Raw genomic sequence first — 22,262 nt, 5'->3', positions numbered from 1 at the left:
CCCGGGACGACGGCTCAGCCGTCGTCCCGGGGCCCGACCCCGTCGGATCAGGTCACAGCTCGCGGACCCGGACGTCCCGGAAGTCGACCAGGTCGCTGGTGCCGTGGTTCTGCAACCCGACGAAGCCGCTGAGGAACTGACGCAGGTCGGTCGGCGGGTCACTGGGACGCGACGACGTCTTCCCCGGCGTGTTGTCGAACTCGTTGATCACCACGCCGTTGCGGATGATCGTGTAGCGCTGGCCGACCACCCGGACCTCGTAGTCGTTCCACTCCCCCTTCGGGGTCGGGCGGGCCTGCTCCAGCCCGACCGGGTCGAAGTTGTAGACCGAGCCGGTCTTCTGGGGTTCGCCACCGGTGCCGTCGTAGATCTGGATCTCGTGGCCGCAGTAGATCGCCACCCAGGCCGGGGAGGTACGGGCCGAACCCTGCGTCCCGCAGCTTCCCTCGGGGCGCTGGTCGAGCGGGGTACGCGGGTCGGGGAACCGGACGAACACCCCGCTGTTGCCGTTGGCCCCCTCGGCGGACACGTCCCGGAACCGCACCTTCAGCGAGAAGTCACCGAACTCCTGCCCGGCGTACCAGAGCAGGCCGAGCCCGCCGGAGCTGCGCAGCGAGCCGTCGGTCCGCAGCGCGAACGACCCGGTCGGCGCCTGCCGCCAGTCCGCCAGCGACGCCGCCGTACCGTCGAAGATCGGCTGGTATCCGCCGACCTTGCCGATCGGCGACTGGGCCGCCGCCCGGTTCAGGGTGGCCGCCGCCCGGTTGTCCAGCACCCCGTCGGCGCGCAGCGCGTTGACCACGTCGTTCACGTGGCTGACGAACTGGCCGTGGTTGGCCCAGGTCCGCTCGTCGTCGATCACGTCGTTGACCGTGCACCCGCCACCGACCGGGGCGTTCGCCACGCCCGTGTCGGCGTCCAGCAGCCACACCGTCCGCCGGTCGTCGGAGGCGGTACAACCGACCACGACCTCGAGGGTGGCGGTGGCCTTCTCCCCGTCGGCGTAGGTCACCGTCAGTTTCGCCTGGTAGGTGCCGAAGTCGACGTACGTGTGGGTGGGGTCGGCCTCGCGGGACGGCGCGCTGCCGTCACCGAAGTCCCACTCCCAGGCCACCCCGCCGACCCGGGCGCTGGAGAACGCGATCGTCTTCGGCTGGCCCGCCGCGACCGCCCGCACCCCGGCGTCCTGCGGCCTGGGCGTGGCCGGACCGCCGGTGTAGGCGACCCGGATCAGCTTCTGGTTGGCGTGCAGGCTGAAGAACCCGCCGGCGTAGTCGAGCAGGTACAAAGCGCCGTCCGGGCCGAACTTGGCGTCCATCCAGGACTGGAGCTGGGTGCCGCCGCTGCCGGAGCGGATGATGCTGCGCAGGTCCTCGGCGAACGCGGGCCGGCCCTGCGTCGGGACGGCCGCCGGGTCGACGGTCACCGCGACCCGGTTGTTCGCGTTGGACTGGTCCCCGATGAACCACTTGTCGTCCCAGTACGCCGGCCAGGCCACCCCGCTGTCGGTGTCGACCGTCTCGCGCTGGTACGTCGGGCCGTTCATCACGGCCTGCCCGCCGCCCTTGAGCCACGGCCGGGTGAACGTCTCCTCGCCGAGCTGGTACGTCGGCAGACCGCTGCCGTCGGCACGCTCCGGGTAGACCGGGCCGCCACCCTGCGGCGAGTACCAGATCATGTTGTCCCGGGCCGGCGGGATGTCGACCAGGCCGGTATTGTGCGGCGAGGTGTTCTTCAGGTTGTCGCAGTCGTACCAGCCGGTGAGCACGGTGGCGTCGGTGTTGCTGCGGTCCCGGTACGGCTGCCGGTCACCCATGCAGTACGGCCAGCCCTGGTTTCCGGCCGAGGTGATGATGGTGGCCGTCTCGTACTTGGCCGGTCCCAGCTCCGGGCTCGGCGCGCCCGCGTCCGGGCCGACCCAGGCGGCGGTCAGCCAGTCGTTCACCGGATCCCAGGCGATCCGGGAGATGTTGCGGACCCCCATCACGTAGATCTCCGGACGGGTCTTGCCGCCGCCGGACTCCCGGCCGGTGAACAGGTTGCCCGCGGGGACGGTGTACGTCCCGTCGGGCTCCGGGTGGATCCGCAGGATCTTGCCGTTGAGGTCGTTGGTGTTGCCCGAGGTACGGCGGGCGTCCTGGAACGACACGCCCTGGAAGTCCTGGGTCCAGTTGTTGCCGGAGTAGCCGTTGGAGCCGCCGGAGGAGTTGCTGTCGCCGGTGCCGACGTACAGGTTGCCGCTCTCGTCGAAGGTCATCCCACCGCCGGCGTGGCAGCAACTGTGGATCTGGGTGTCCCAGGCCAGCAGGTCCTTGCGGGTCGCCTGGTCGATCGACTGCTTCGCCGCGTCGTAGGTGAAGCGCGAGACGGTCCGCTTGCCGATCCGCTTGACCCGGTCGATCGACTCGTGCGGCATCCAGTAGACGTACAGCCAGCCGTTCTCGGCGAACGTCGGGTCGAGGGTGATGCCGACCAGGCCCTCCTCATTCTTGACCAGTTCGTTGCCGCTGCCCCGGTTGCCCATCACCGGCAGGGTGGTGAGCAGCTTGACCTGCCGGGTGTCCGGCTTCCACTGGTGGATGGTGCCGCAGCCCAGGCCGACCTTCGGGTCGTCCCAGCTCACGACCGGGCCGCTCGGGCAGGCGGCCTTGCCGATGTAGAAGACGGTGCCGTCGGCGGCGATGGTGAGGCCGTGCGGCTCACCGATCTGGTCGAGCTGTCCCGCCTGGTTGGTGGTGGTCAGCCGCTCGATGCGGTAGTTCGCCGCGACGGTCGCCTGGCAGTCGCCCCGGACCAGGCCGGCGGCCCACCGGATACCGCCGACCAGGTGGCTCTGGAACTGCCGGTCGTCGGTCCAGCTCGCCTCGGTACGGCCCATCCCGGTGTAGAAGGACCGGCCGCCGTCGTAGTCCTGACACCAGGAGACCGGGTGGAACGCGCCGTTGCCGCTGAGCCCGGCGTCGTAGGTGCCCTCCTCGACCTGGGCGAGGGTGTGTACCCGGCCGACCGGGCTCGGGTCCCAGTTGATCCACTGGTCGGAGCGGGTGACGGTGAGCGGCAACCCGTCGTTGGCCGGGTGCTGACGGTCGGTGAGGTCGACCGTGGCGCGCTGCACGGTGGCGTCCGGCGCGGGTCCGGCGTCCGGGCCGATCAGCCACAGCTCGGCGAGCTGGAGGTCCTTCTCGCCGGCGTTGGCCGTGATGTTCAGCCGGTAGTGCTGGTACGCGGTGGTGTTGTCGACGGTGAACTGCCGGGTCTGGAACCGCTGCGGGAAGGTCTCCCCGGTGCGGGTGTCCAGGTCGGTCCAGGACGCGCCGTCGGTGGAGCCCTGGAGGGTCCAGTTCTTCGGGTCGCGGCCGGGGAAGTCGTTGGCGGAGGTCAGCGCGTACTGCTTCACCGCGACCGGCTTCTCCAGCCGGGCGGCCAGCCACCCCGTGGAGGTGAAGGTCAGCCACTTGGTGCTGGTGGACCGGTCGACGGCCTTCGCGGCGGTCTCGTTCGGCGGGTTCTCGGCGCTCGCCGTGGCGGCCACCGCCTTCTCCGAGTTGGGCAGGCTGGCGGCCGGGCGGGTGCCGATCAGGCCGGTGAACCAGGACGAGCCGGGCTGGGCGCGGGCCGCGTCGTGGACGCCGACGAACCCGCCGCCGCCCTTCACGTACGCCTGGAAGGCGGCCTCCTGGGCGTCGTCGAGAGTCACCCCGTCGGCGGACAGGAACACCACGCCCCGGTAGCGGGCCAGGTTGCCGCCGGTGAACACCTGCGGGTCGGCCGACGTGTCGACGGAGAAGCCGTTGGCCGAGCCGAGTTCCCTGATCGTGGCGGCGGCTCGGGCGACCGGGTCGTCCTGCCGGTCGACCGGGCCGTGGAAGACCAGCACCTTCACCGCCGCGGCGGCCGGTGCCGGTTTCGCGGGCGCGGCGGCGTGGGCGGGCAGGGTCAGCAGGCCGAGCGTGAGCGCCGCGCTGGCGGCGAGGGCGGTGATCCGGCGGGGCAGGCCGGGGCGGCGCGGGTCGGTGGGTGGGTTCGGTGGGTCGGCGGAAAGCCGTCCGAGCCACGGGGAGCTGCGGAAATGGCGTCGATGAGCCATCTCGACTCCTTTTCAGGTTGAGGCGGACCTGGTGGGGTGGTGCGCGATGGTGCGGGAGGTACCGGGGTCAGTTGTGCTGGTGGGCGCCGCCGGCGGGAGCCGGCTGCTGCACCGCGCCGCCGCCGGTGGCCGGCTGCTGCACCGCGCCGGTCGACGGGCCGGCGGCGGGCTGGTGGTGGCCGCCGTGCGGCGGCATCCGGCCGTTCTCGTCGAGGACGTGCAGCATCGTCGACATGCCGGCGTCGGAGTGGAACTGCATGTGGCAGTGCAGCATCCAGTGCCCCGGCCCGACCGAGTCGCCGGCGATCACCTGGAAGCCGAACGAGTCACCCGGCCCGAGGGTCTTGTTGTCGATGATCGGCACCTGGTCGGCGAACGGCTGCCCGTTGGCGACCAGCCCGGTGCGGGTGTCGGCCCAGGAGTGTCCGTGCAGGTGGAAGGTGTGCATGTCGTTGCCGATGCCGACGACGATGAACTCGACCTTCTCCCCCTTGCGGGCCACCAGGCAGGTCGGGCCGGGCTGCGGGTTGTCCCGGTCGCAGGTGTCGGTGGCCGCGCCCCGCCGCAGGTTGATGCTCTGCCGGTCCCCGAAGACGCTCACGTACGTGCGGTCCGGCTTCGGGTCGCCCGGCCGCCGGACGACCAGCCCGCCGAAGAGTCCCGCGCCGAGACCCTGGGTGCCGTGCGGGCCACCCACCACGTGGTCGTGGTACCACCAGTAGCCGGCGGTGCCCGGCGTGCCGGTGCGCTGGTCGCGCTTCTGGGCGAACCAGGTGTACGTCCGGGACTCCCCCGGGGCCACGTACGAGGCGCTCTCCACCGTCCCGTCCGACGACTGGGTGTACTTGACGCCGTGCACGTGCAGCGACACCCCGATCGGGTGGGCCGGGTTGGTGCGCAACTGTTCCAGGGTCGCCACCGGCACCTGGTTGTGCAGGGTGATCGCTACGCACTCCCCCTCGGTCATCTCCATCGTCGGCCCCGGGTAGGAGGCCGTCTGCGGGGTGAGGCCGTAGCCGAGCCGGATCTGGTTGCCGTCGCGGGGCAACTCCACCGCGTAGAGCTGGATGCTGCGGTCCGGTCGGGCGCAGCCCTCGGGTTGGGTGGCGGAGAAGGGGTCGACGCCCCGGGCGACGGCGATGCCGCCCGCCCCCACCACGGTCGCCAGGACGATCGCCGCCACCACCGTCAGCCGGCGGCGGCTGGCGCCGGCCGGCTCGGGCCGGACCGCCGGGCCGGACACCGGGGAGGTGACCGGGGTGGTCAGCTGGCCGGCCGGCCCACCGGCCGGGTCGCCGCCGGCGGTCACCGGGTGCCCCGCAGGTCGACCAGACGCTGGTAGCTGCGCTCGGCGGCCCCCAGCGAGCCGGGCGGCGCGGGTTGCGCGGCCGGGCCGCTGTCCTGCTCCCACAGGTACCCGAACCGGCCGCCGCCGCGCAGCTCACCGAAGAACTCGGCGAACGGGATGACCCCGGCCCCGAACTCCACGTCCAGGTAGGAGTTGCCCTGCTGCGGGTCGGGCAGTGGGACGCCGTCCTTGACGTGGAACAGCGGGTACCGGTGCGGATGGGCGTTGACGTAGTCGACCGGCCGGAACCCCGGGTACTTGCGGGCCCCGCCGTACGCCCAGAGGATGTCCATCTCCAGGAACACGTACCGGGGGTCGGTCAGCTCCAGGAACAGGTCGTACAGCCGCACGTCCGGCCGGTCCACGGCGAAGCTGAACTCGATGGTGTGGTTGTGCTGGTAGAGCTTGATCCCCCGGGCGGCGGCGGCCTCGCCCCAGGCGTTGAACTCCGCGGCGGCGGCCTGGTAGCCGGCGATGGTCCGGTCGCCGGTGGGGGCCTGTGCGGTGCCGACGGCGGGCAGGCCCAGGGTCTGCGCGACGTCGAGTTCCCACTCCAGGTTGGTCCGGAAGTCGGTGAGTCCCCGGTGGCTGCCGGCCGCCTTGAGTCCGTTGTCGTCGAGCAGGCGGCGGATCTGCTCCGGGGTGATCGCCCCGACGCCGCCCTGGGTGTAGCCGGCGAACTCCACCTCGCGGTAGCCGATCCGGGACAGTTCCTCGAAGACCGCCGCGAACCCGAGCTGGGTGACCTTGTCGCGGACGCTGTAGAGCTGGATGCCCAGGTGTCCGCGCGGGATCAGGTGCCCCGCCGACTCCGGCGTGCCGGCCGGTGACCCGGTGTCGGCGGCGGCCGGTACCAGGCCGGTGAGGCTGGCCGCGCTGACCGCGACCGTGGAGCCGGCGAGCCCGCGCAGCAGCGCACGCCGGTCTATCCGGTGTCTTGCCATGACTGGTTCTTCCCTTCGGTTCAGTTGCGGGCGCCCTTGCCGACGCCGGAGCGGCCGGCGGCGTTCATCAGCCGCCCGTGCTCCTGGTGGGTGATGACGCCGAGGTGGTGCAGGTGGGTGGTGACGGCGCTGACGTGCGCGACGAACTGGCCGTGGTTGGGCCAGGTCCGCTCGTCCTCGATGAGGTCGTTGACGGTGCAGGTGCCGTCGACCGGACGGTTGGGTACGCCGCTGTCCACGGTCCCCAGCCACACGGTCGGTCGGGTGTCGGGTGCCGGGCAGGCCGGTCCGGGTCCGCTCGCCACCACGGTGAAGGTCACCGAGGCGGTACCGGAGGTGTTGCCGGCCTTGTCGGTCGCCCGGTAGCTGAGCGTGTGCCGGCCGGGTTGGTTGACGGTGACCGGCATCGTGTATCGGGCGTAGGACTGGCCGTCGAGCGCGTACTCGATCCGGTCGACCCCGGACCCGGCGTCGGTGGCGGACAGGGTGACCGTGGCGCTGCCCAGGTACGCGCCGTCGTCGTCCTGCTGGCCGGCCACGGCGGCGGTGGCGGTGGGCGGGGTGGTGTCCGGCGCGGGCGGCTCCACCACCGTGAACGACACCGACTGCGCCGCCGACGTGTTACCCGCCTTGTCCGTGGCCCGATAGCTCACCGTGTGGCGGCCGGGCTGGTTCACCGTCACCGGAGCCGAGTAGACCGCGTACGGCCCACCGTCCAGCGAGTACTCGATCCGGTCCACCCCGGACCCGGCGTCGGTGGCGGACAGGGTGACCGTGGCGCTGCCCAGGTACGCGCCGTCGTCGTCGCGCTGACCGGTCACCGCGGCGGTCGCCGTCGGCGGGGTGGTGTCCTGGACGGGTGGCTCGACGACGGTGAACGACACCGACTGCACCGCCGACGTGTTGCCCGCCCGGTCGGTGGCCCGGTAGCCCACGGTGTGCTGACCCGGTGCGTTCACGGTCAGCGGGGCGGAGTAGGTGCTCCAGGCTCCACCGTCGAGCGAGTACTCGACCTTCTCCACGCCGGACCCGGTGTCGGTGGCGGACAGGGTGACCGTGGCAGCGCCGAGGTACGCGCCGTCGCCGTCGCGCTGACCGGTCACGCTGGCGGTCGCCGTCGGCGGGGTGGTGTCCGGCGCGGGCGGCTCCACCACCGTGAACGACACCGACTGCGCCGCCGACGTGTTACCCGCCTTGTCCGTGGCCCGGTAACTCACCGTGTGCTGACCCGGCTGGTTCACCACCACCGGAGCCGAATACGTCGCGTACGGCTGACCGTCGAGTGAGTACTCGACGTTCTCCACGCCCGACCCGGTGTCCGTGGCCGACAGGGTGACCGTGGCGCTGCCCAGGTACGCCCCGCCGTCGTCCCGCTGGCCCGTGACGGCCGCGGTGGCGGTGGGCGGGGTGGTGTCCTGCACCGGTGGCTCGACCACCGTGAACGACACCGACTGCGCCGACGACGTGTTACCCGCCTTGTCCGTGGCCCGGTAACTCACCGTGTGCTGACCCGGCTGGTTCACCGTCACCGGAGCCGAGTAGACCGCGTACGCACCACCGTCCAGCGAGTATTCGACCTTCTCCACCCCGGACTCGGTGTCGGTGGCCGACAGGGTGACGGTGGCGGCACCCAGGTACGCGCCGTCGTCGTCGCGCTGACCGGTGACGGCGGCGGTCGCCGTCGGCGGGGTGGTGTCCGGGGCGGGCGGCTCCACCACCGTGAACGACACCGACTGCGCCGCCGACGTGTTACCCGCCTTGTCGGTGGCCCGGTAACTCACCGTGTGCTGACCGGGTGAGTTCACCGTCACCGGGGCGGAGTAGGTGCCCCAGGCTCCGCCGTCGACGGCGTACTCGACGCGGTCCACGCCGGAGCCGCTGTCCTCGGCGGAGAGGGTCACCGTGGCCGCGCCGAGGTACGCGCCGTCGTCGTTCCGTTCGCCGGAGACCACGGCCGACGCGGTCGGCGCGGTGGTGTCCGATCCGCCGTCGGTGACGACGAGCAGGCCGGTCATCGCGCCGTGTCCGGGGATCGCGCAGAAGTAGCGGTACGTCCCGGGGGACAGCACCACGTCGACGGTCCAGCGTCCGCCGTTGCTGTCGGTGGGGTCGGCCAGGATGTTCAGGTCGACGTCGCTGTTGTACGCCGGATCACCGGTGTCGAAGGTGAGGGTGTGCTGCATGCCGGTGGTGTTGCCGGTCGCGGCGCTGTTCTCGAACACGATCGTGGTGGGGCCGGCCACCGCCGTGGTGGGTGCCGACTGGTAGCGGAGGAAGTCGTCGCCGGCGGTCCAGGTGAGCACCTGGGCCTGGAGTTGCCGTGGTGCGGTGCCGGACGCGGTACCGGAGCCTGCCGGCGCGGCCCGTTCCTGGTCGACCGGTCGGGCGTTCGCCGGCGCGCCGACGAGACCGGCGGTGACCAGTAACAGGACCACGGTGGCGAGCGCCGCCACCTGGGATCGGGGCCGGCGGCCCGGTGCGGGCCGGCCGGGTGGTCGAAGTCCGTTCACGGAGGGTCCCTTTCGTGGTGCCGGGGGACATCCGGGCAGGGTGGATCGCCCCGCGCCGGTGTCGTGGGTGGTGGGACGCTGTCGTCCGTCGTCGTACGGGGTCGCGGGCCGTGGTCGGTGGGGTTCCAGCTCTGGTCTCGTGGCTCGTGCGGCCCCTCCTGGCCGCACGAGCCCTTCGGCCGTGGCGGTCGAGGCCACGGCCGTCCGATGGGAAGGCAGCGGGTGACGGCCTGCGGCGAGCCGGATCGCGCGCAGGGTCGGACGGGACAGCGGAGCTGGCGGGGTGCCGAGAGTCGGATCGACCCGGTCCGTGGCGGCACTGACACGGGTGGTCGTCCGTCCGCAGCGTGGTCTCGGGGATGCTCGTTGCCCGGGGGTGCCTCCCCGGTACGGACCGGCCGCCGGGGCGGGTTGCGCCGCCCGGTACGCCGGTCGAGAGCGAGCTACCTACGCTGCGGTTTCATCTCGCCGAAACATATCGATGAACTCGACACTACTGAGCTACCGCTGAGGTGTCCAGACCTTTCGTCAACCGCGCTCATACTTTTCGATAGGTGAACAAAAGTTCGGAGCGTCATCCGGTCGGCACCGCCGGTGACCAGGTCACCGGGGCTGCCACCGGTCCGGCCCCGGCTTCGGGATGCCATGTCGGTCGTGGCTGTTACGGTGCCGTCGCCGTAGATCCCGAGCCGGAGGTTGGCGTGACCATCAACAGCCATGTGACGACGTTCGACGGCCTGCCGGTCGTCCGCTTCGCCCCCGGGGCGGAGCTGCCGGCGGACCCGTCCGCGGTGGCCTGGCGGGTGGAGGCGCCGGACTACGACTCCGCCCCGGAGGAACTGGCCGGCATCCTGGACAAGCTGCTGACCACGGTGCCGCCCGGATCGATCCGGGCGCTGATCGTCGGCCAGTGGGGCAGTTGCTACGACACCCCGCCCCCGCTCGACCTGCTGGTCTCGCTCGCGCCCCGGCTCACCGGGCTGCGGGCCCTGTTCCTCGGCGAGATGACGTACGAGGAGTGCGAGATCTCCTGGATCCGCCACGGCGACATCACCGAGCTGGTCGAGGCGTACCCGGCGCTGGAGGTGCTGCGGGTCCGCGGCGCGCAGGGGCTGCGGATGCGCCCGGTGCGCCACCCGGCCCTGCGCGAGCTGGCGTTCGAGTCCGGCGGCCTGCCGGCCGCGCTGGTCGGCGGGGTGGCCGGGTCCGACCTGCCGGCCCTGACCCACCTGGAGCTGTGGCTCGGCGTGGAGGACTACGGCCGCGACACCACCGTGGCCGACCTCGCGCCGGTGCTGACCGGGGAGCGGCTGCCCGCGCTGCGGCACCTGGCGCTGTGCAACACCGAGCTGGCCGACGAGATCGCCGCCGCCGTGGCGACCGCGCCGGTGGTGCCCCGCCTGGAGGTGCTCGACCTGTCCAAGGGCACCATGACCGACGCCGGGGCCGAGGCTCTGCTCACCGGGCAGCCGCTGACCCACCTGCGGCAGCTCGACCTGTACCACCACTACCTCTCCGAGGAGGCCGCCCAGCGGCTGGTCGCCCGGCTCGACGGGGTGACCGTGGACGTCTCCGACCCGCAGGAGCCGGACGAGGACGACGAGGACGACGACGGCGAGGTCTACCGGTACACCGCCGTGGGGGAATGACCGACGTGCGGCTGACCGTGGTCGGCAATCCCGGCAACCGTCGGGTCCGGCTGTTCACCGACGCGGCGCTGGCCGGTGGGCTGGCCGCGCCGACCGTACTGCCCTGGCGGGACCTGCTCGCCGGGGCCGCCCCGCCACCGGCGGACACCCTGGTGCGGGTCGACTCCCCCGGCGAGGACGCCGAGGTCGACCGGCTGCTGCGCGGGGCCGCCACACCGGCCGAGCACGGTGAGATCGTCGGGCTGGCCGCCGGGCACGCCGGGCTGCGCCGCGCCCTGGACCGGCTCGCCTCGGGCGGGGCCACCCTGCTCAACCAGCCCGCCGACATCGTCACCATGTGCGACAAGCGGCGCTGCCACGCCCGGCTCGACGCGGCCGGCGTGCCGGTGCCGCCGGCGCTGCCCGAGGTCACCGGGTACGCGGAGCTGCGGGCGGCGATGCGGGCGGCCGGCTGGACGCGGGTGTTCGTCAAGCCGGCGCACGGTTCGTCGGCGTCCGGGGTGCTCGCCCTCGCGGTCAACGGCACCCGGATCGTCGCCACCACCCCGGTGGAACGCGAGGACGGCCGGCTGTTCAACTCGCTGCGGGTCCGGCGCTACACCGACGAGGGTGACGTGGCCGCGATCGTCGACCGGCTCGCCCCCGAGGGGCTGCACGTGGAACGGTGGCTGCCCAAGGCCGGGCTCGCCGACCGGGTGGTGGACCTGCGGGTCGTGGTGGTGGCCGGTCGCCCCACCCACGCGGTGGTCCGGGCCGGGCGGGGGCCGATCACCAACCTGCACCTCGGCAACGCCCGGGGCGACCTGGCGGCGCTGCGCGCGGCGGCCGGCCCGGCCCACTGGGCCGCGGCCATGACCACCTGCGAGCAGGTGGCGGCCTGCTTCCCGGATACGCTGCACGTCGCGGTGGACCTGATGTTCCTGGCCGGTTGGGCGCGGCACGCGGTGGCCGAGGTCAACGCGTTCGGCGACCTGCTGCCCGGGGTCCTCGCCGACGGCCGGGACACCTACGCCGAGCAGGTACGCGCCCTGCTCGCCGGCTGGCGTCCGACAGCCGGGGCGAACGGGCCGGGGCCGGCCGGTGCCGGGGCGAACGGCCCCTGGCCGGTCGGTGCCGGGGCGCGGCGGGAGGCGACGTGCGTGAGCTGATCGGCTCCCACGACCTGCTGCTGGTCACCGTGGACACGCTGCGCTGGGACGTGGCCGACGAACTGGCCCGGACCGGGCGCACCCCGGCGTTGGCCCGACTGCTGCCCGGCGGCCGGTGGGAACGCCGGCACACCCCGGCGAGCTTCACCTACGCCGCGCACCACGCGTTCTTCGCCGGGTTCCTGCCCACCCCCACCGGCCCGGGTCCGCACCCGCGGCTGTTCGCGGCCCGCTTCCCGGGCAGCGAGTCCGCCGGGGCGGACACCTGGGTGTTCGACGCCCCCGACCTGCCCACCGCGCTGGCCGACGTCGGCTACCACACGGTGTGCCTGGGCGGGGTGGGCTTCTTCAACCGGCGCAGCCCGCTCGGCGCGGTGCTGCCCGGCCGGTTCGCCGAGGCGCACTGGGAGGCCGGCTTCGGGGTGACCGCGCCCGACTGCCTGGACACGCAGCTCGACCGGCTGGCCGAGATCGTCGACCGGGTGCCCGCCGACCGTCCGCTGTTCACCTTCCTCAACGTGGCCGCGCTGCACCAACCCAACCGGCACTACCTGCCCGGCGCGGCCGAGGACAGCCGGGCCAGCCACGCCGCCGCCCTGGAGTACGTCGACGGGCGCGTCGACCGGCTCGTCTCGCTGGTCACCCGCCGCGACCGGCCGGTCTTCGTGATCATGTGCTCGGATCACGGCACCGCCTACGGCGAGGACGGGCACACCGGCCACCGGATCGGCCACGAGGTGGTCTGGACCGTCCCGTACGCCCACTTCACCCTGCCCCCGGGAGCATCGTGACCCTCGACGGCTCGCCCTACCAGGGCTACCTCTACGCGTACCCGCACAAGACCGCGTACCGGCCGCTGCGGCCCCGACCGGCGCTGCGGGAGGTGTGGGCCGGGCAGCCCCGCGACGCGCTCTTCCTCTACCTGCACGTGCCGTTCTGCGAGATGCGCTGCGGCTTCTGCAACCTGTTCACCCGGGCCAACCCGCCCGCCGAGCAGGTCCGGGCCTACCTCGGCCAGCTGCGCCGGCAGGCCGGGCGGGTCCGGGACGCCCTCGGTGACGCCCGGTTCGTCCGGGCCGCCTTCGGTGGCGGCACCCCCACCTACCTGGAGGCGGGCGAGCTGACCGAGCTGTTCGACATCGCCGAGGAGACCGCCGGCGGGCCGCTGGCCGGGCTGCCGGTCTCGGTGGAGACGTCCCCGGCGACCGCCACCCCGGACCGGCTGGCCGTGCTGGCCGAACGGGGGGTCACCCGGGTCAGCATCGGGGTGCAGAGCTTCCTGGACGCCGAGGCCCGCGCCGCCGGCCGCCCGCAGCGGCGGACCGAGGTGGAACGGGCCCTCGACGCGATCCGGGCGTCCGGCGCGCCGGTGCTCAACGTCGACCTGATCTACGGCATCGACGGGCAGACCGCCGAGTCGTGGCGGGCCAGCCTGGACGCCGCCCTGCGCTGGCGGCCCGAGGAGCTGTACCTGTACCCGCTGTACGTGCGACCGCTGACCGGGCTGGGCCGGCGGGCGCACAGCCGCGCCGACTGGGACGCCGAACGGCTGGCCCGGTACACCGAGGCGGTGGCGGTGCTCGACGCGGCCGGCTACCGGCAGGAGTCGATGCGGCAGTTCCGCCGGGCCGACGTGCCCACCCCGGACGGGCCGGACTACTGCTGCCAGGACGACGGCATGGTGGGGCTGGGCTGCGGCGCCCGGTCCTACACCACGTCGCTGCACTACTCGTTCGACTACGCGGTCAGCGTCACCGAGGTCCGGGCGGTGCTCGACGACTACCTGGCCCGCCCGGCGGACGACTTCGACCACGCCGAGGTGGGCATCGCCCTCGACGCCGCCGAGCAGCGGCGACGCTGGCTGATCCAGTCCCTGCTGCGGGTCGACGGCCTCGATCCGGTGGCGTACCGGAAACGGTTCGGCAGCGCGCACACCGACGACTTCCCCGAACTGGCCGAACTGGCCCGGCGCGGTTGGGCCACCGACGACGGCACCCGGCTCACCGCCGCCGGACTGGCCCGCTCCGACCAGGTCGGACCGTGGCTGGTGTCCGCGCCGGTCCGGCGGGCGATGACGGAGTACGCGCCGCGGTGAACCTGTCGATCCTCTACCGTGGCCCGCTGGCCAGCTGCAACTACGACTGCCCGTACTGCCCGTTCGCCAAGCGGCACGACCCGCCGGAGCTGCTGCGCGCCGACCGGGCCGCCCTGGACCGGTTCACCGGCTGGGTGGAGGCCACCACCGACGTCCGGCTGTCGGTGCTGTTCACCCCGTGGGGCGAGGGCCTGACCCGGAGCTGGTACCGGGCGGCCATGGTGCGGCTGTCCCACCTGCCGCACGTCGAGCGGGTGGCGATCCAGACCAACCTGGCCGCCCGGCCCGACTGGCTGGCCGACGCCGACCGGGACACGGTGGCACTGTGGACCACGTACCACCCGGGGCAGGTGAGCCGGGACCGGTTCCTGGCCCGCTGCGTACGGCTGGGTGAGCTGGGGGTGCGCTTCTCGGTCGGGGTGGTCGGCCTGCCCGCGCACCTGGCCGAGGCGCGGGCGCTGCGCGCCGCCCTGCCCGACGGGGTGTACCTGTGGGTCAACGCCGCCGACGGGCACCGGTACGACGCCGAGCAGGAGGCGGCGTGGACGGCCGTGGACCCGCTGTTCGGGTACAGCGTCCGCCCGCACCTGTCGCTGGACCGGCCCTGCCACGCCGGGGAGACCGCGGTGTCGGTGGACGGCGACGGCACGGTCCGCCGCTGCCACTTCGTCGCCGCCCCGATCGGCAACCTCTACGACGGCTCGTGGCGGACCGCGCTGGCCCCCCGGGGCTGCCCGAACGCCATCTGCGACTGCCACATCGGGTACGTGCACCTGAAGCCGCTCGGCCTGCGGGACGTGTTCGCCGGCGGGGTCCTCGAGCGCATCCCGGCCGGCTGGCCGGACCGGCCCCGGGGCATCCCCGCCGGCTCGCCGGGCCGGCCCCGGTGAGCCGCCGCCGGCCCGCGTTTGCCGTCGTCTGCTACCTGTGACGTCGTGCTGCTGCCCGACTCGCCGCCCCGCACTGACGGATCGGCTGTACCCCGGCCGGTCCGGGGCCCCGTACGCTCGTCGCCGTCGTCGTCACCCGTGCTCCGGTGTCCACCGGGGCCGGCGGGCGGCGTCGGCCCCCGGCGCGTCCCGACCGGGCGCGGTGGTTCCCTGCCCGTCCGGGCCGGACGCGGTGGTTCCCTGGAGGCGGCACGGTGAACGTCCACGACTGGCAGGTCGCCGGCTACACCCACCTACGCGAACTCGGATCGGGCGCGTCCGGCCGGGTCGTGCTCGCCGCCCACGACGCCACCGGCACCCGGACCGCGATCAAGTACCTGGTCGGCAAGGTCGGCGACGACGCGTCGTTCCGGGCCGCGTTCCGGGCCGAGGCCGAACTCCTCGCCACGATCGACGACCCGCACGTCGCCCGGCTCTACGAGTACGTGGAGTCGCCGCACGGCGCGGCCATCGTGATGGAGCTGGTGGACGGGGTGTCGCTGCGCCAGATGCTGCGCGCCAACGGCCCCACCGAGCCAGAGTCGGCGCTGTACGTGCTCAAGGGCTCGCTGCTCGGGTTGCACGCCGCGCACAGCCGGGGCGTGGTGCACCGCGACTACAAGCCGGAGAACGTGCTGGTCACCGCCGCCGGGGAGAGCAAACTGGCGGACTTCGGCATCGCCATGCCGATCGGCCGCGAGGCCGGGGCCTCGGTCACCGGCACCCCCCGCTACATGGCCCCCGAACAGTGGCAGGGCGCGGCGGCCACCCCGGCGTCGGACATCTACGCCGCCACCGCGGTCTTCTACGAGTGCCTGACCGGGCACGCCCCGTTCGCCGGCCCCGGCCTGCTGGACCTGCGTGACCAGCACGCGTCCGCGCCGGTACCCACCGAACCGGCCCCCGCGTCCGTGCACGACCTGCTGCGCCACGGCATGGCGAAGCGGCCGGAGGAACGTCCGCAGCCGGCCGCGACGTTCCTCGACTGGCTGGAGTCGGTGGCGGTCGCCGCGTACGGGCCGCAGTGGGAGGAGCGGGGCCGCAGCCGGCTCGCCGAGCGGGCGGCCCTGCTGGCGCTGCTCTTCCCGTCACACGACCCCAGCGACGGCGGCACCTCGGTCGCCACCACCAGCCTCGGCACGGCCACCACCACTCTCGGCACCGCCATCGGCAGCGTGGGGACCGCCTCGGTGGGCCGGGGCTGGGCGCGCAAGGCCCTGGTCGCCGGGGGTGTGGCGGCGGTACTGGCGACCGGCGGCGTCGGCTACAGCTACGCCGCCCGGGACGAGCCGATCGCGATGGCCGTGGACCCGGACGCGACCGCGACCGGCCCGGCGGCCCCGGTCGACGACCCGAAGGACCCGACCGGCCCGCCGACCCCCACGCCCGACGCGGTCACGCCCACCCCGACCCCGTCGGCCGCGCCGCCGAGCGTCACCCCGACCACCACCGCGCCGGTCGTCGTCGCCCCGACCACCACCCGGCCGCCGACGCCCACCCCGACCCCGAGCCGCACCCCGACGCCGACGCCGAGCCCGCTGGTGAGCACCACCCCACCGCCGCCACCGGACGTCAGCCCGCCCAAGGTCGGCGGGGTCACCGCCAGCCCGACCCTGATCGAGCCGGGCGGCTGCCCGTACGGCCCGACGACCAGCGCGATCACCGCCACGGTGGAGGACGACCGGACGGCGGCCGGCGCGCTGCGGGTCAGCTTCCGGTACACGTTCAACGGTGGAAGCTCCACGGTGACGATGACGCACCTCAAGGGCGGGGTCTACCGGGGCACCCTGGGGTCGTTCGGGCCGACCCGGCTGGCCCAGCGGATCCCGGTCGAGGTGAGCGCCACCGACGCCGCCGGCAACACCAACACCGGCAGCACGGTGTACGTCTCCTTCCAGAACTTCTGCACCCCGGGCTGACCGCCGATGACCATCCGCCCGGCCACCACCGGTGGCCGCGTCCCCACCAGCCGGAAAGGCCGAACCCGATGACCCAGCCGAGCCTCCCCGACGGCGTACGCATCACCGGGCAGGCGCACACCGGCGTCTGCGGCACCTGGTGGCGGGCCCGGACGCCGGACGGCGTGGAGCAGCTCGTCCTGCGGGTCGCCTCCACCGATCCGGCGTTGGCGGACCGGTTGGCGGCGGCGACCACCGCCGTCGACCGGCTGCGCCACGGCGGCCTGCTGAACACCACCGCACCGATCCGGCACAACGGCGCGTTGTGGCTGGTCGCCGGCCGGGTTCCGGGCCCGACGCTCTCCGAGTTGGCGGAGGTGGCGCAGACCGGCCTGGACCTGGGCGCGGTGGCGACGATCGCGGCGGAGAGCGCCCGTACCCTGGCCACCCTGCACACCGCCGGGCTCGGGCACGGCGCGGTGCACGGCCGTACCGTCGCGGTGAGCGGCACCGGCGCGGTGACCCTCACCGAGACCGGGCTGCTGCCGGCGATGCACGGGGTGCCCACCGACCCGGCCACGGACCGGCGGGCGTGGGCGGAACTGGTCCGCTGGCTGGTGGCCCGGTGGTGCGGTCCCGAACCCGAGGCCGACCTGCTGCTGCGCTGCGCCGACCGGGGCGTGGACGACCTGACCCGGGCGGTCTGGGAGCTGCGGGAGGGCCCGTTCCGGGTCGGGGCGGGCGCGCACGGGACGTTGGCCGCCGCGGTGGCCGCCCACCAGCGGTCCACCGGCACCGCCGCCACGGCGGCCACCGCCGGGGTGGGCCCCTGGCCGCCGCACCCCCAGGCCGCACCGGCCGCCCCCGCACCGGCGCAGCCGACCACGTACGGTGCGCCGCCCACCGAAGCCATCCCGGTCGGCGCTCTCCCCACCGAGGCGATCCCCACCAGCGCCGTCCCGACCGGCGGGCGCACCGCCGAGCCGTTCTCCGACGCGTTCCCGACCCGGGCGGTGCCCACCACGACGGTCCCGATCGAGTCGATCTCCACGGTGGCGGTGCCGACCGAGGCGTTCGCCGCCGCCACGCCACCGGCTGCCGCCACGCCACCGACCCACGAGGCGGCCACCACGGCGCTTCCGTTCGGGTCGTTCCCGCCCCAGCGGCCGGGGACCGAGGAGCCGACCACGGTCCTACCGAACGAGGCACCGACCAGCGCCCTGTCCATGTCCCCGCCGGTCGACCCGTACCGGTCCACCCGGGTGCCGACCACCATCCCGGAACCGACCGGCCGGTACGCGCCGACCACCGGCCCGGAACCCACCGCTCCGCTCCGGCTGGCCGGTGGGACCACCCGTCCCCCGGCCGGGGCGGGGACACCCACCGGCCGGTACGAGCCGACCGCCGCCGGGCCGACGGCGCAGGCGGGACCGACGGCACACGCCGGACCGACAGCTTCCGCCGGGGAGGTGCGTTTCGGCCCCGGGGTGCCGGCCACGCCGCCCACGGCACCGGCCTGGCACCGGCCCACGCCGGTCCCGGTCCCTCCCCGCCGCAGCCGGTGGCGGCTGCTCGGGTCGATCCTGTCGTCGCTGCTCACGCTCGCCCTGCTGGTCGCGGTCGGGCTGTACGTCTGGCAGCGGATGAGTCCGCTGGAGATCCGTTCGGTCCGGGTGGCCGTGGCCGAGCCGCCCGGCGACCGGTGCGACGTCACCGTGGACGTGGTGGCGACGGTGGAGACGAACGGCCGGGCCGGCAGCATCACCTACCAGTGGCTGCGGGGCGGGGCGGAGCCGGGCGGTCTGCTCACCCAGCGGGTCGGTCGGGGGCAGCGCACGGTGACCCTGCACCTGAAGTGGGCGTTCAACGGGGTCGGCTCCACCACGGAGACCGCCGTCATCAACATCACCGAGCCGACCCCCACCCAGGGCCGGACCCTCTTCCGGTACGAATGCGCGGCCGGATGACCGCCGGGATCAGCGCCCGGAGCGCCGGTCAACCGGTAGCGTGCGCGATGTGAGCCTGCGCACCTCCACCCCGCGACGGGAATGCCGGGCGGCCGAGGGCATTTGGTCGCAGATATGACCCCACAAGATCAGAGGGACGGTGCCGGATGAAGACGCACACCGTCCCGCCACCGACGCCGGTGGCCTCACCGGGCGAGCTGATGGACGGCCGCCAGCGGCTCCGGCTCGTGCTCGTCCTCGGCTCGCTCATCGCGATCGGGCCGTTGACCATCGACATGTACCTGCCCGCGCTCCCGTCGATCGTGGACGACCTGCGGATCACCTCGGCGCAGGTACAGCTCACCCTCACCGGCACCCTGGCCGGTCTCGCCCTCGGGCAGTTGGTGATCGGTCCACTCTCCGACGCCTTCGGCCGTCGCCGGCCGCTGCTGGCCGGGGTGGCCCTGCACGTGCTCGCCTCGGTGCTGTGCGTGATGGCGCCGAACATCGAGGTGCTCGGCGCGTTGCGTGTCCTCCAGGGGCTCGGCACCGCCGCCGCGGCGGTCGTGGCCATGGCCGTGGTCCGGGACCTGTTCAGCGGGGCGGCCTTCGCCACCCTCTTCTCCCGGCTGATCCTGGTGATGGGTGTCGCGCCGATTCTCGCACCGACCCTGGGTAGCGGGGTGCTGGGCTGGACGAACTGGCGGGGGATCTTCGTCGTGCTCGCGGTGTTCGGCGTCGTACTGCTCGTCGTCGCGGCGCTGGGTCTGCCGGAGACCCTTCCGGTCGCGCTGCGACGCAGCGCGGGACCGGTCGCCACCCTGCGGACCTACGGCGCGCTGCTGCGGGACCGCACCTTCGTCGGCCTGGTCCTGGTCGCCGGCCTCGCCATGGCCGCGCTCTTCGCGTACGTGGCCGGATCGTCGTTCGTCATGCAGGGGCAGTACGGCCTGGACGAGCAGGAGTTCGGGCTGGCGTTCGGGGCGGGGGCGGTCGGCCTGATCGTCGCCACCCAGTTGAACGTCCGGTTGCTGCGCCGGTACACCCCGCAACGGATCCTGGTCAGTTCGCTGGTCGCCGGCACGGTGGCGGCGACCGTACTGCTCGCCTTCGCGGTCACCGGTCTCGGTGGGCTGCCGGCGCTGCTGGCCGCGCTGTGGGTGGTGCTCGCCGCCGCCGGTCTGGCGATGCCGAACGCGCCCGCGCTGGCCCTGTCCCGGCACGGCGAGGCGGCGGGCACCGCGTCGGCGTTGCTGGGTGCGGTGCAGTTCGGAACGGGTGCGGTGGCCGCCCCGCTGGTCGGCGTGCTCGGTACCGGTGCGGTGGCGATGGCGCTGGTGGTGGCCGGTGGCATGGTCTGCGCGGTGGTCGTGCTGCTGGTGGTGGTCCGACCGGCCCGGCTCGGCGCCCTCGACCCGGTACCGGTGGCCGGCGCGGCGCACTGAGCCCACCCGGCCGCCGGGTGACCGTCACCGCGACAGCGGCCGGCGCGGCGCGGGTGCCACCGTCGCGGCGGCCGGCACGGCCCCGGTGACACCGTCACGGGTGCCATCGTCACGGCGGCCGGCGCGGCGCGGGCGACACCGTCGCGGCGGCCGTCGCGGTGTACCGGGTCCGGGACATCGGAGCCGGACGCGACGGCCGCCGCGCGTGCCGCCCTCCCGTCGTCGGCACGGCTGTGCCAGGCTGTTCCCGTGGCACAGCGACCCCTTCTGCTCATCGATGCCCCGAGTCTCTACTTCCGGGCGTATTTCGGCGTCCCGGAATCCGCCGCGAAGGCCCCCGACGGCAGTCCGGTCAACGCGGTACGCGGTTTCCTGGACATGCTCAGCACGCTGGTCCGGACCCGCCGGCCGGACCGGATGGTGTGTGCGTTCGACCACGACTGGCGGCCGCAGTGGCGGGTTGACCTGCTGCCGTCGTACAAGGCGCACCGGGTCGCCCCGGAGGGCGACGGCGGCGAGGTGGTGCCGGACACGCTCAGCCCCCAGGTGCCGGTGATCCTCGACCTGCTGGCCGCGTTCGGCATCCCGGCGGTCGGGGCCACCGGCTACGAGGCCGACGACGTGCTCGGTACGCTCGCCACCACCCAGCCGGCCCCGGTCGAGGTGGTCTCCGGTGACCGGGACCTGTTCCAGGTCGTCGACGACACCCGGCCGGTGCGGCTGCTGTACGTCGGCAAGGGCGTGGCGAAGCTCGACGACTGCGACGACGCGGTGGTCCGCGCCAAGTACGGCGTGCCGGCCAGCGGGTACGCCGACTTCGCGGCGCTGCGGGGCGACCCCAGCGACGGGCTGCCGGGCGTGCCCGGGGTCGGTGAGAAGACCGCCGCCCGGCTGATCGAGCGGTACGGCAGCATCGCCGGCATCCTCGCCGCTCTCGACGACCCGGCCTCCGGGTTCGCCCCGGGGCTGCGCGGCAAGCTCGACGCGGCCCGGGACTACCTGGCCGTCGCGCCGACCGTGGTCCGGGTGGCCCGGGACGTGCCGCTCCCGTCGCTGGTCACCGACCTGCCGGCCGCGCCGGTCGACCCGGACGCCCTGCTGGAGTTGGCGGAGCGGTGGAACCTGGCCGGGGCGGTGCGGCGGCTGGTCGACGTCCTCGCCGGTCACCCCTGAGCGGTGCCGGGCCGGCCCCGGCACCGGCAGCAGCGGTCCCGGGCCGGGCACCGGTCGCAGCCTCCGGCCCGGCAGCGGTAGCGGTCCCGGCACGGTCACGGCAACCGCAGCGGGAGCGGTGACGGTCCGGCAGCAGGCCGGCAGCGGCTCGACAGCCGGGGCCTAGTCCTCCGCGCGGCGGCGCGGGAACGGGGTGCCCGGCTGGCCGAGCGTGGAGCGGGCCCGCAGGCCGACCGGGTCCGGCTCGGCCGGCGGCGGCACGATGGCCGGGGCCGGTTCCCGGCGCGCGTCCAGGTACGCCGCCCCGGCCCGGTCCTCGTCGGTCGGCGCGGCGAGCAGCGCGTACACCAGTCCGACCACCACGAAGATGACGGCGAGCACGATCGGCACGAGCAGGGTACTCACCCCCGCGCCGGAGACGTCGCCGCGTTCGGCGTGCAGGTGCACCGACAGGGCGCTCATCCCGGTGAAGTGCATTCCGTTGACGGCGATCCCCATCACCAGGGCCGAGCCGATCAGTGCCGCCGGCCGGCGTACGGTCACCGCCAGCCAGAGCGCGGCGGTGGCGGCCACCACGGCGATCACCACCGACAGCACCACCCGGGTGGTGTCGTAGCCGAGGTCACCGTTGAGCCGCATCGCCGCCATGCCGGTGTAGTGCATGGCGGCCACCCCGGCCCCGGTGAACAGGCCGCCGACCAGGATGCGTGGCGCGGTGACCCGGCCGGTGCCGACGATGACCAGGCCGATGCCGACCGCGACGACGGCGATGACCGCGCTGGCCACGGTGAGGGGCACGTCGTACCGGATCCGGGTGCCCTCGACGCCGAAGCCGAGCATCGCCATGAAGTGCATGGTCCAGATGGCGGTGCCGCCGATCGCCCAGGCGGCGAGGACGCCCCACCAGATCCGCTGGCCGGTGGCGGGGGCGGCGCGGACCCGGCCGACGCAGACCAGCCCGAGGAACGAACCGAGCACGGACAGGGCGTAGCTGAGCGCGGGCGTGATCCATCCGTACTCAAAGTGATTGATGTTTGCCACGGCGACCCTCTCCCCAGCGCGGCTAGCGGCGGGCCACACCCGCCGAAAC

The 22,262-nt window shown here is 74.0% G+C and carries 13 protein-coding genes and 1 pseudogene; 9 read left to right on the top strand and 5 right to left on the bottom strand.

Annotated elements, in window-relative coordinates:
* Positions 1–52: 52 nt before the first annotated feature.
* The 4 genes and pseudogenes from PVK37_RS19320 to PVK37_RS19305 all read right to left on the bottom strand — a co-directional run.
* Positions 53–4,087, bottom strand: coding sequence for a ThuA domain-containing protein (locus tag PVK37_RS19320; protein WP_275028894.1), 4,035 nt, complete (start codon positions 4,085–4,087; stop codon positions 53–55).
* A 67-nt stretch (positions 4,088–4,154) separates the two neighbouring features.
* On the bottom strand, positions 4,155–5,396 hold the full coding sequence (locus tag PVK37_RS19315; protein ID WP_275028893.1) for a multicopper oxidase domain-containing protein: 1,242 nt from the start codon (positions 5,394–5,396) through the stop codon (positions 4,155–4,157).
* Positions 5,393–6,379, bottom strand: coding sequence for a sugar phosphate isomerase/epimerase family protein (locus tag PVK37_RS19310; RefSeq protein WP_275028892.1), 987 nt, complete (start codon positions 6,377–6,379; stop codon positions 5,393–5,395). The genes PVK37_RS19315 and PVK37_RS19310 overlap by 4 nt, the downstream gene beginning before the upstream one ends.
* A gap of 35 nt (positions 6,380–6,414) precedes the next feature.
* Positions 6,415–8,889: pseudogene (locus PVK37_RS19305) on the bottom strand (OmpL47-type beta-barrel domain-containing protein); the annotation flags it as partial.
* Positions 8,890–9,590: 701 nt separating this feature from the next.
* On the opposite strand from PVK37_RS19305, the gene PVK37_RS19300 reads away from it, so the two are divergent.
* From PVK37_RS19300 to PVK37_RS19260, 9 genes are all read left to right on the top strand, one after another.
* Positions 9,591–10,538, top strand: coding sequence for an STM4015 family protein (locus tag PVK37_RS19300; RefSeq protein ID WP_275028890.1), 948 nt, complete (start codon positions 9,591–9,593; stop codon positions 10,536–10,538).
* Positions 10,535–11,686, top strand: a complete 1,152-nt coding sequence (locus tag PVK37_RS19295) for an STM4014 family protein (protein ID WP_275028889.1) — start codon at positions 10,535–10,537, stop codon at positions 11,684–11,686. Before PVK37_RS19300 ends, PVK37_RS19295 begins: the two co-directional genes overlap by 4 nt.
* A complete protein-coding gene (locus PVK37_RS19290) occupies positions 11,674–12,477 on the top strand; it encodes an STM4013/SEN3800 family hydrolase (protein WP_275028888.1) in 804 nt (267 codons plus the stop codon). The genes PVK37_RS19295 and PVK37_RS19290 overlap by 13 nt, the downstream gene beginning before the upstream one ends.
* Positions 12,474–13,781 (top strand): STM4012 family radical SAM protein, encoded by a 1,308-nt coding sequence (locus PVK37_RS19285; RefSeq protein WP_275028887.1) that lies wholly within the window; start codon positions 12,474–12,476, stop codon positions 13,779–13,781. The genes PVK37_RS19290 and PVK37_RS19285 overlap by 4 nt, the downstream gene beginning before the upstream one ends.
* On the top strand, positions 13,778–14,671 hold the full coding sequence (locus tag PVK37_RS19280; protein WP_275028886.1) for an STM4011 family radical SAM protein: 894 nt from the start codon (positions 13,778–13,780) through the stop codon (positions 14,669–14,671). Before PVK37_RS19285 ends, PVK37_RS19280 begins: the two co-directional genes overlap by 4 nt.
* 254 nt (positions 14,672–14,925) lie before the next feature.
* Positions 14,926–16,629, top strand: coding sequence for a serine/threonine-protein kinase (locus tag PVK37_RS19275; protein WP_275028885.1), 1,704 nt, complete (start codon positions 14,926–14,928; stop codon positions 16,627–16,629).
* A 68-nt stretch (positions 16,630–16,697) separates the two neighbouring features.
* Positions 16,698–18,575 carry a protein kinase family protein gene (locus PVK37_RS19270; protein ID WP_275028884.1) on the top strand — a complete coding sequence of 626 codons (1,878 nt, stop codon included), beginning with the start codon at positions 16,698–16,700 and terminating at the stop codon, positions 18,573–18,575.
* A 146-nt stretch (positions 18,576–18,721) separates the two neighbouring features.
* Positions 18,722–19,999 (top strand): multidrug effflux MFS transporter, encoded by a 1,278-nt coding sequence (locus PVK37_RS19265; protein WP_275028883.1) that lies wholly within the window; start codon positions 18,722–18,724, stop codon positions 19,997–19,999.
* A 249-nt stretch (positions 20,000–20,248) separates the two neighbouring features.
* Positions 20,249–21,172, top strand: coding sequence for a 5'-3' exonuclease (locus PVK37_RS19260; protein ID WP_275028882.1), 924 nt, complete (start codon positions 20,249–20,251; stop codon positions 21,170–21,172).
* A gap of 162 nt (positions 21,173–21,334) precedes the next feature.
* On the opposite strand, the gene PVK37_RS19255 is transcribed toward PVK37_RS19260, so the two are convergent.
* Positions 21,335–22,213, bottom strand: a complete 879-nt coding sequence (locus tag PVK37_RS19255; RefSeq protein ID WP_275028880.1) for an MHYT domain-containing protein — start codon at positions 22,211–22,213, stop codon at positions 21,335–21,337.
* Between the last annotated feature and the right edge of the window lie 49 nt (positions 22,214–22,262).

The organism is Micromonospora cathayae (assembly GCF_028993575.1).
GTDB lineage: Bacteria > Actinomycetota > Actinomycetes > Mycobacteriales > Micromonosporaceae > Micromonospora > Micromonospora cathayae.
This window is presented reverse-complemented; position numbering and strand designations above follow the sequence as displayed.

Coding starts and splice junctions, on each gene's coding strand:
- PVK37_RS19295 (WP_275028889.1), top strand. CDS start 10,535: ATGACCGACGTGCGGCTGACCGTGGTCGGCAATCCCGGCAACCGTCGG.
- PVK37_RS19320 (WP_275028894.1), bottom strand. CDS start 4,087: ATGGCTCATCGACGCCATTTCCGCAGCTCCCCGTGGCTCGGACGGCTT.
- PVK37_RS19310 (WP_275028892.1), bottom strand. CDS start 6,379: ATGGCAAGACACCGGATAGACCGGCGTGCGCTGCTGCGCGGGCTCGCC.
- PVK37_RS19270 (WP_275028884.1), top strand. CDS start 16,698: ATGACCCAGCCGAGCCTCCCCGACGGCGTACGCATCACCGGGCAGGCG.
- PVK37_RS19265 (WP_275028883.1), top strand. CDS start 18,722: ATGAAGACGCACACCGTCCCGCCACCGACGCCGGTGGCCTCACCGGGC.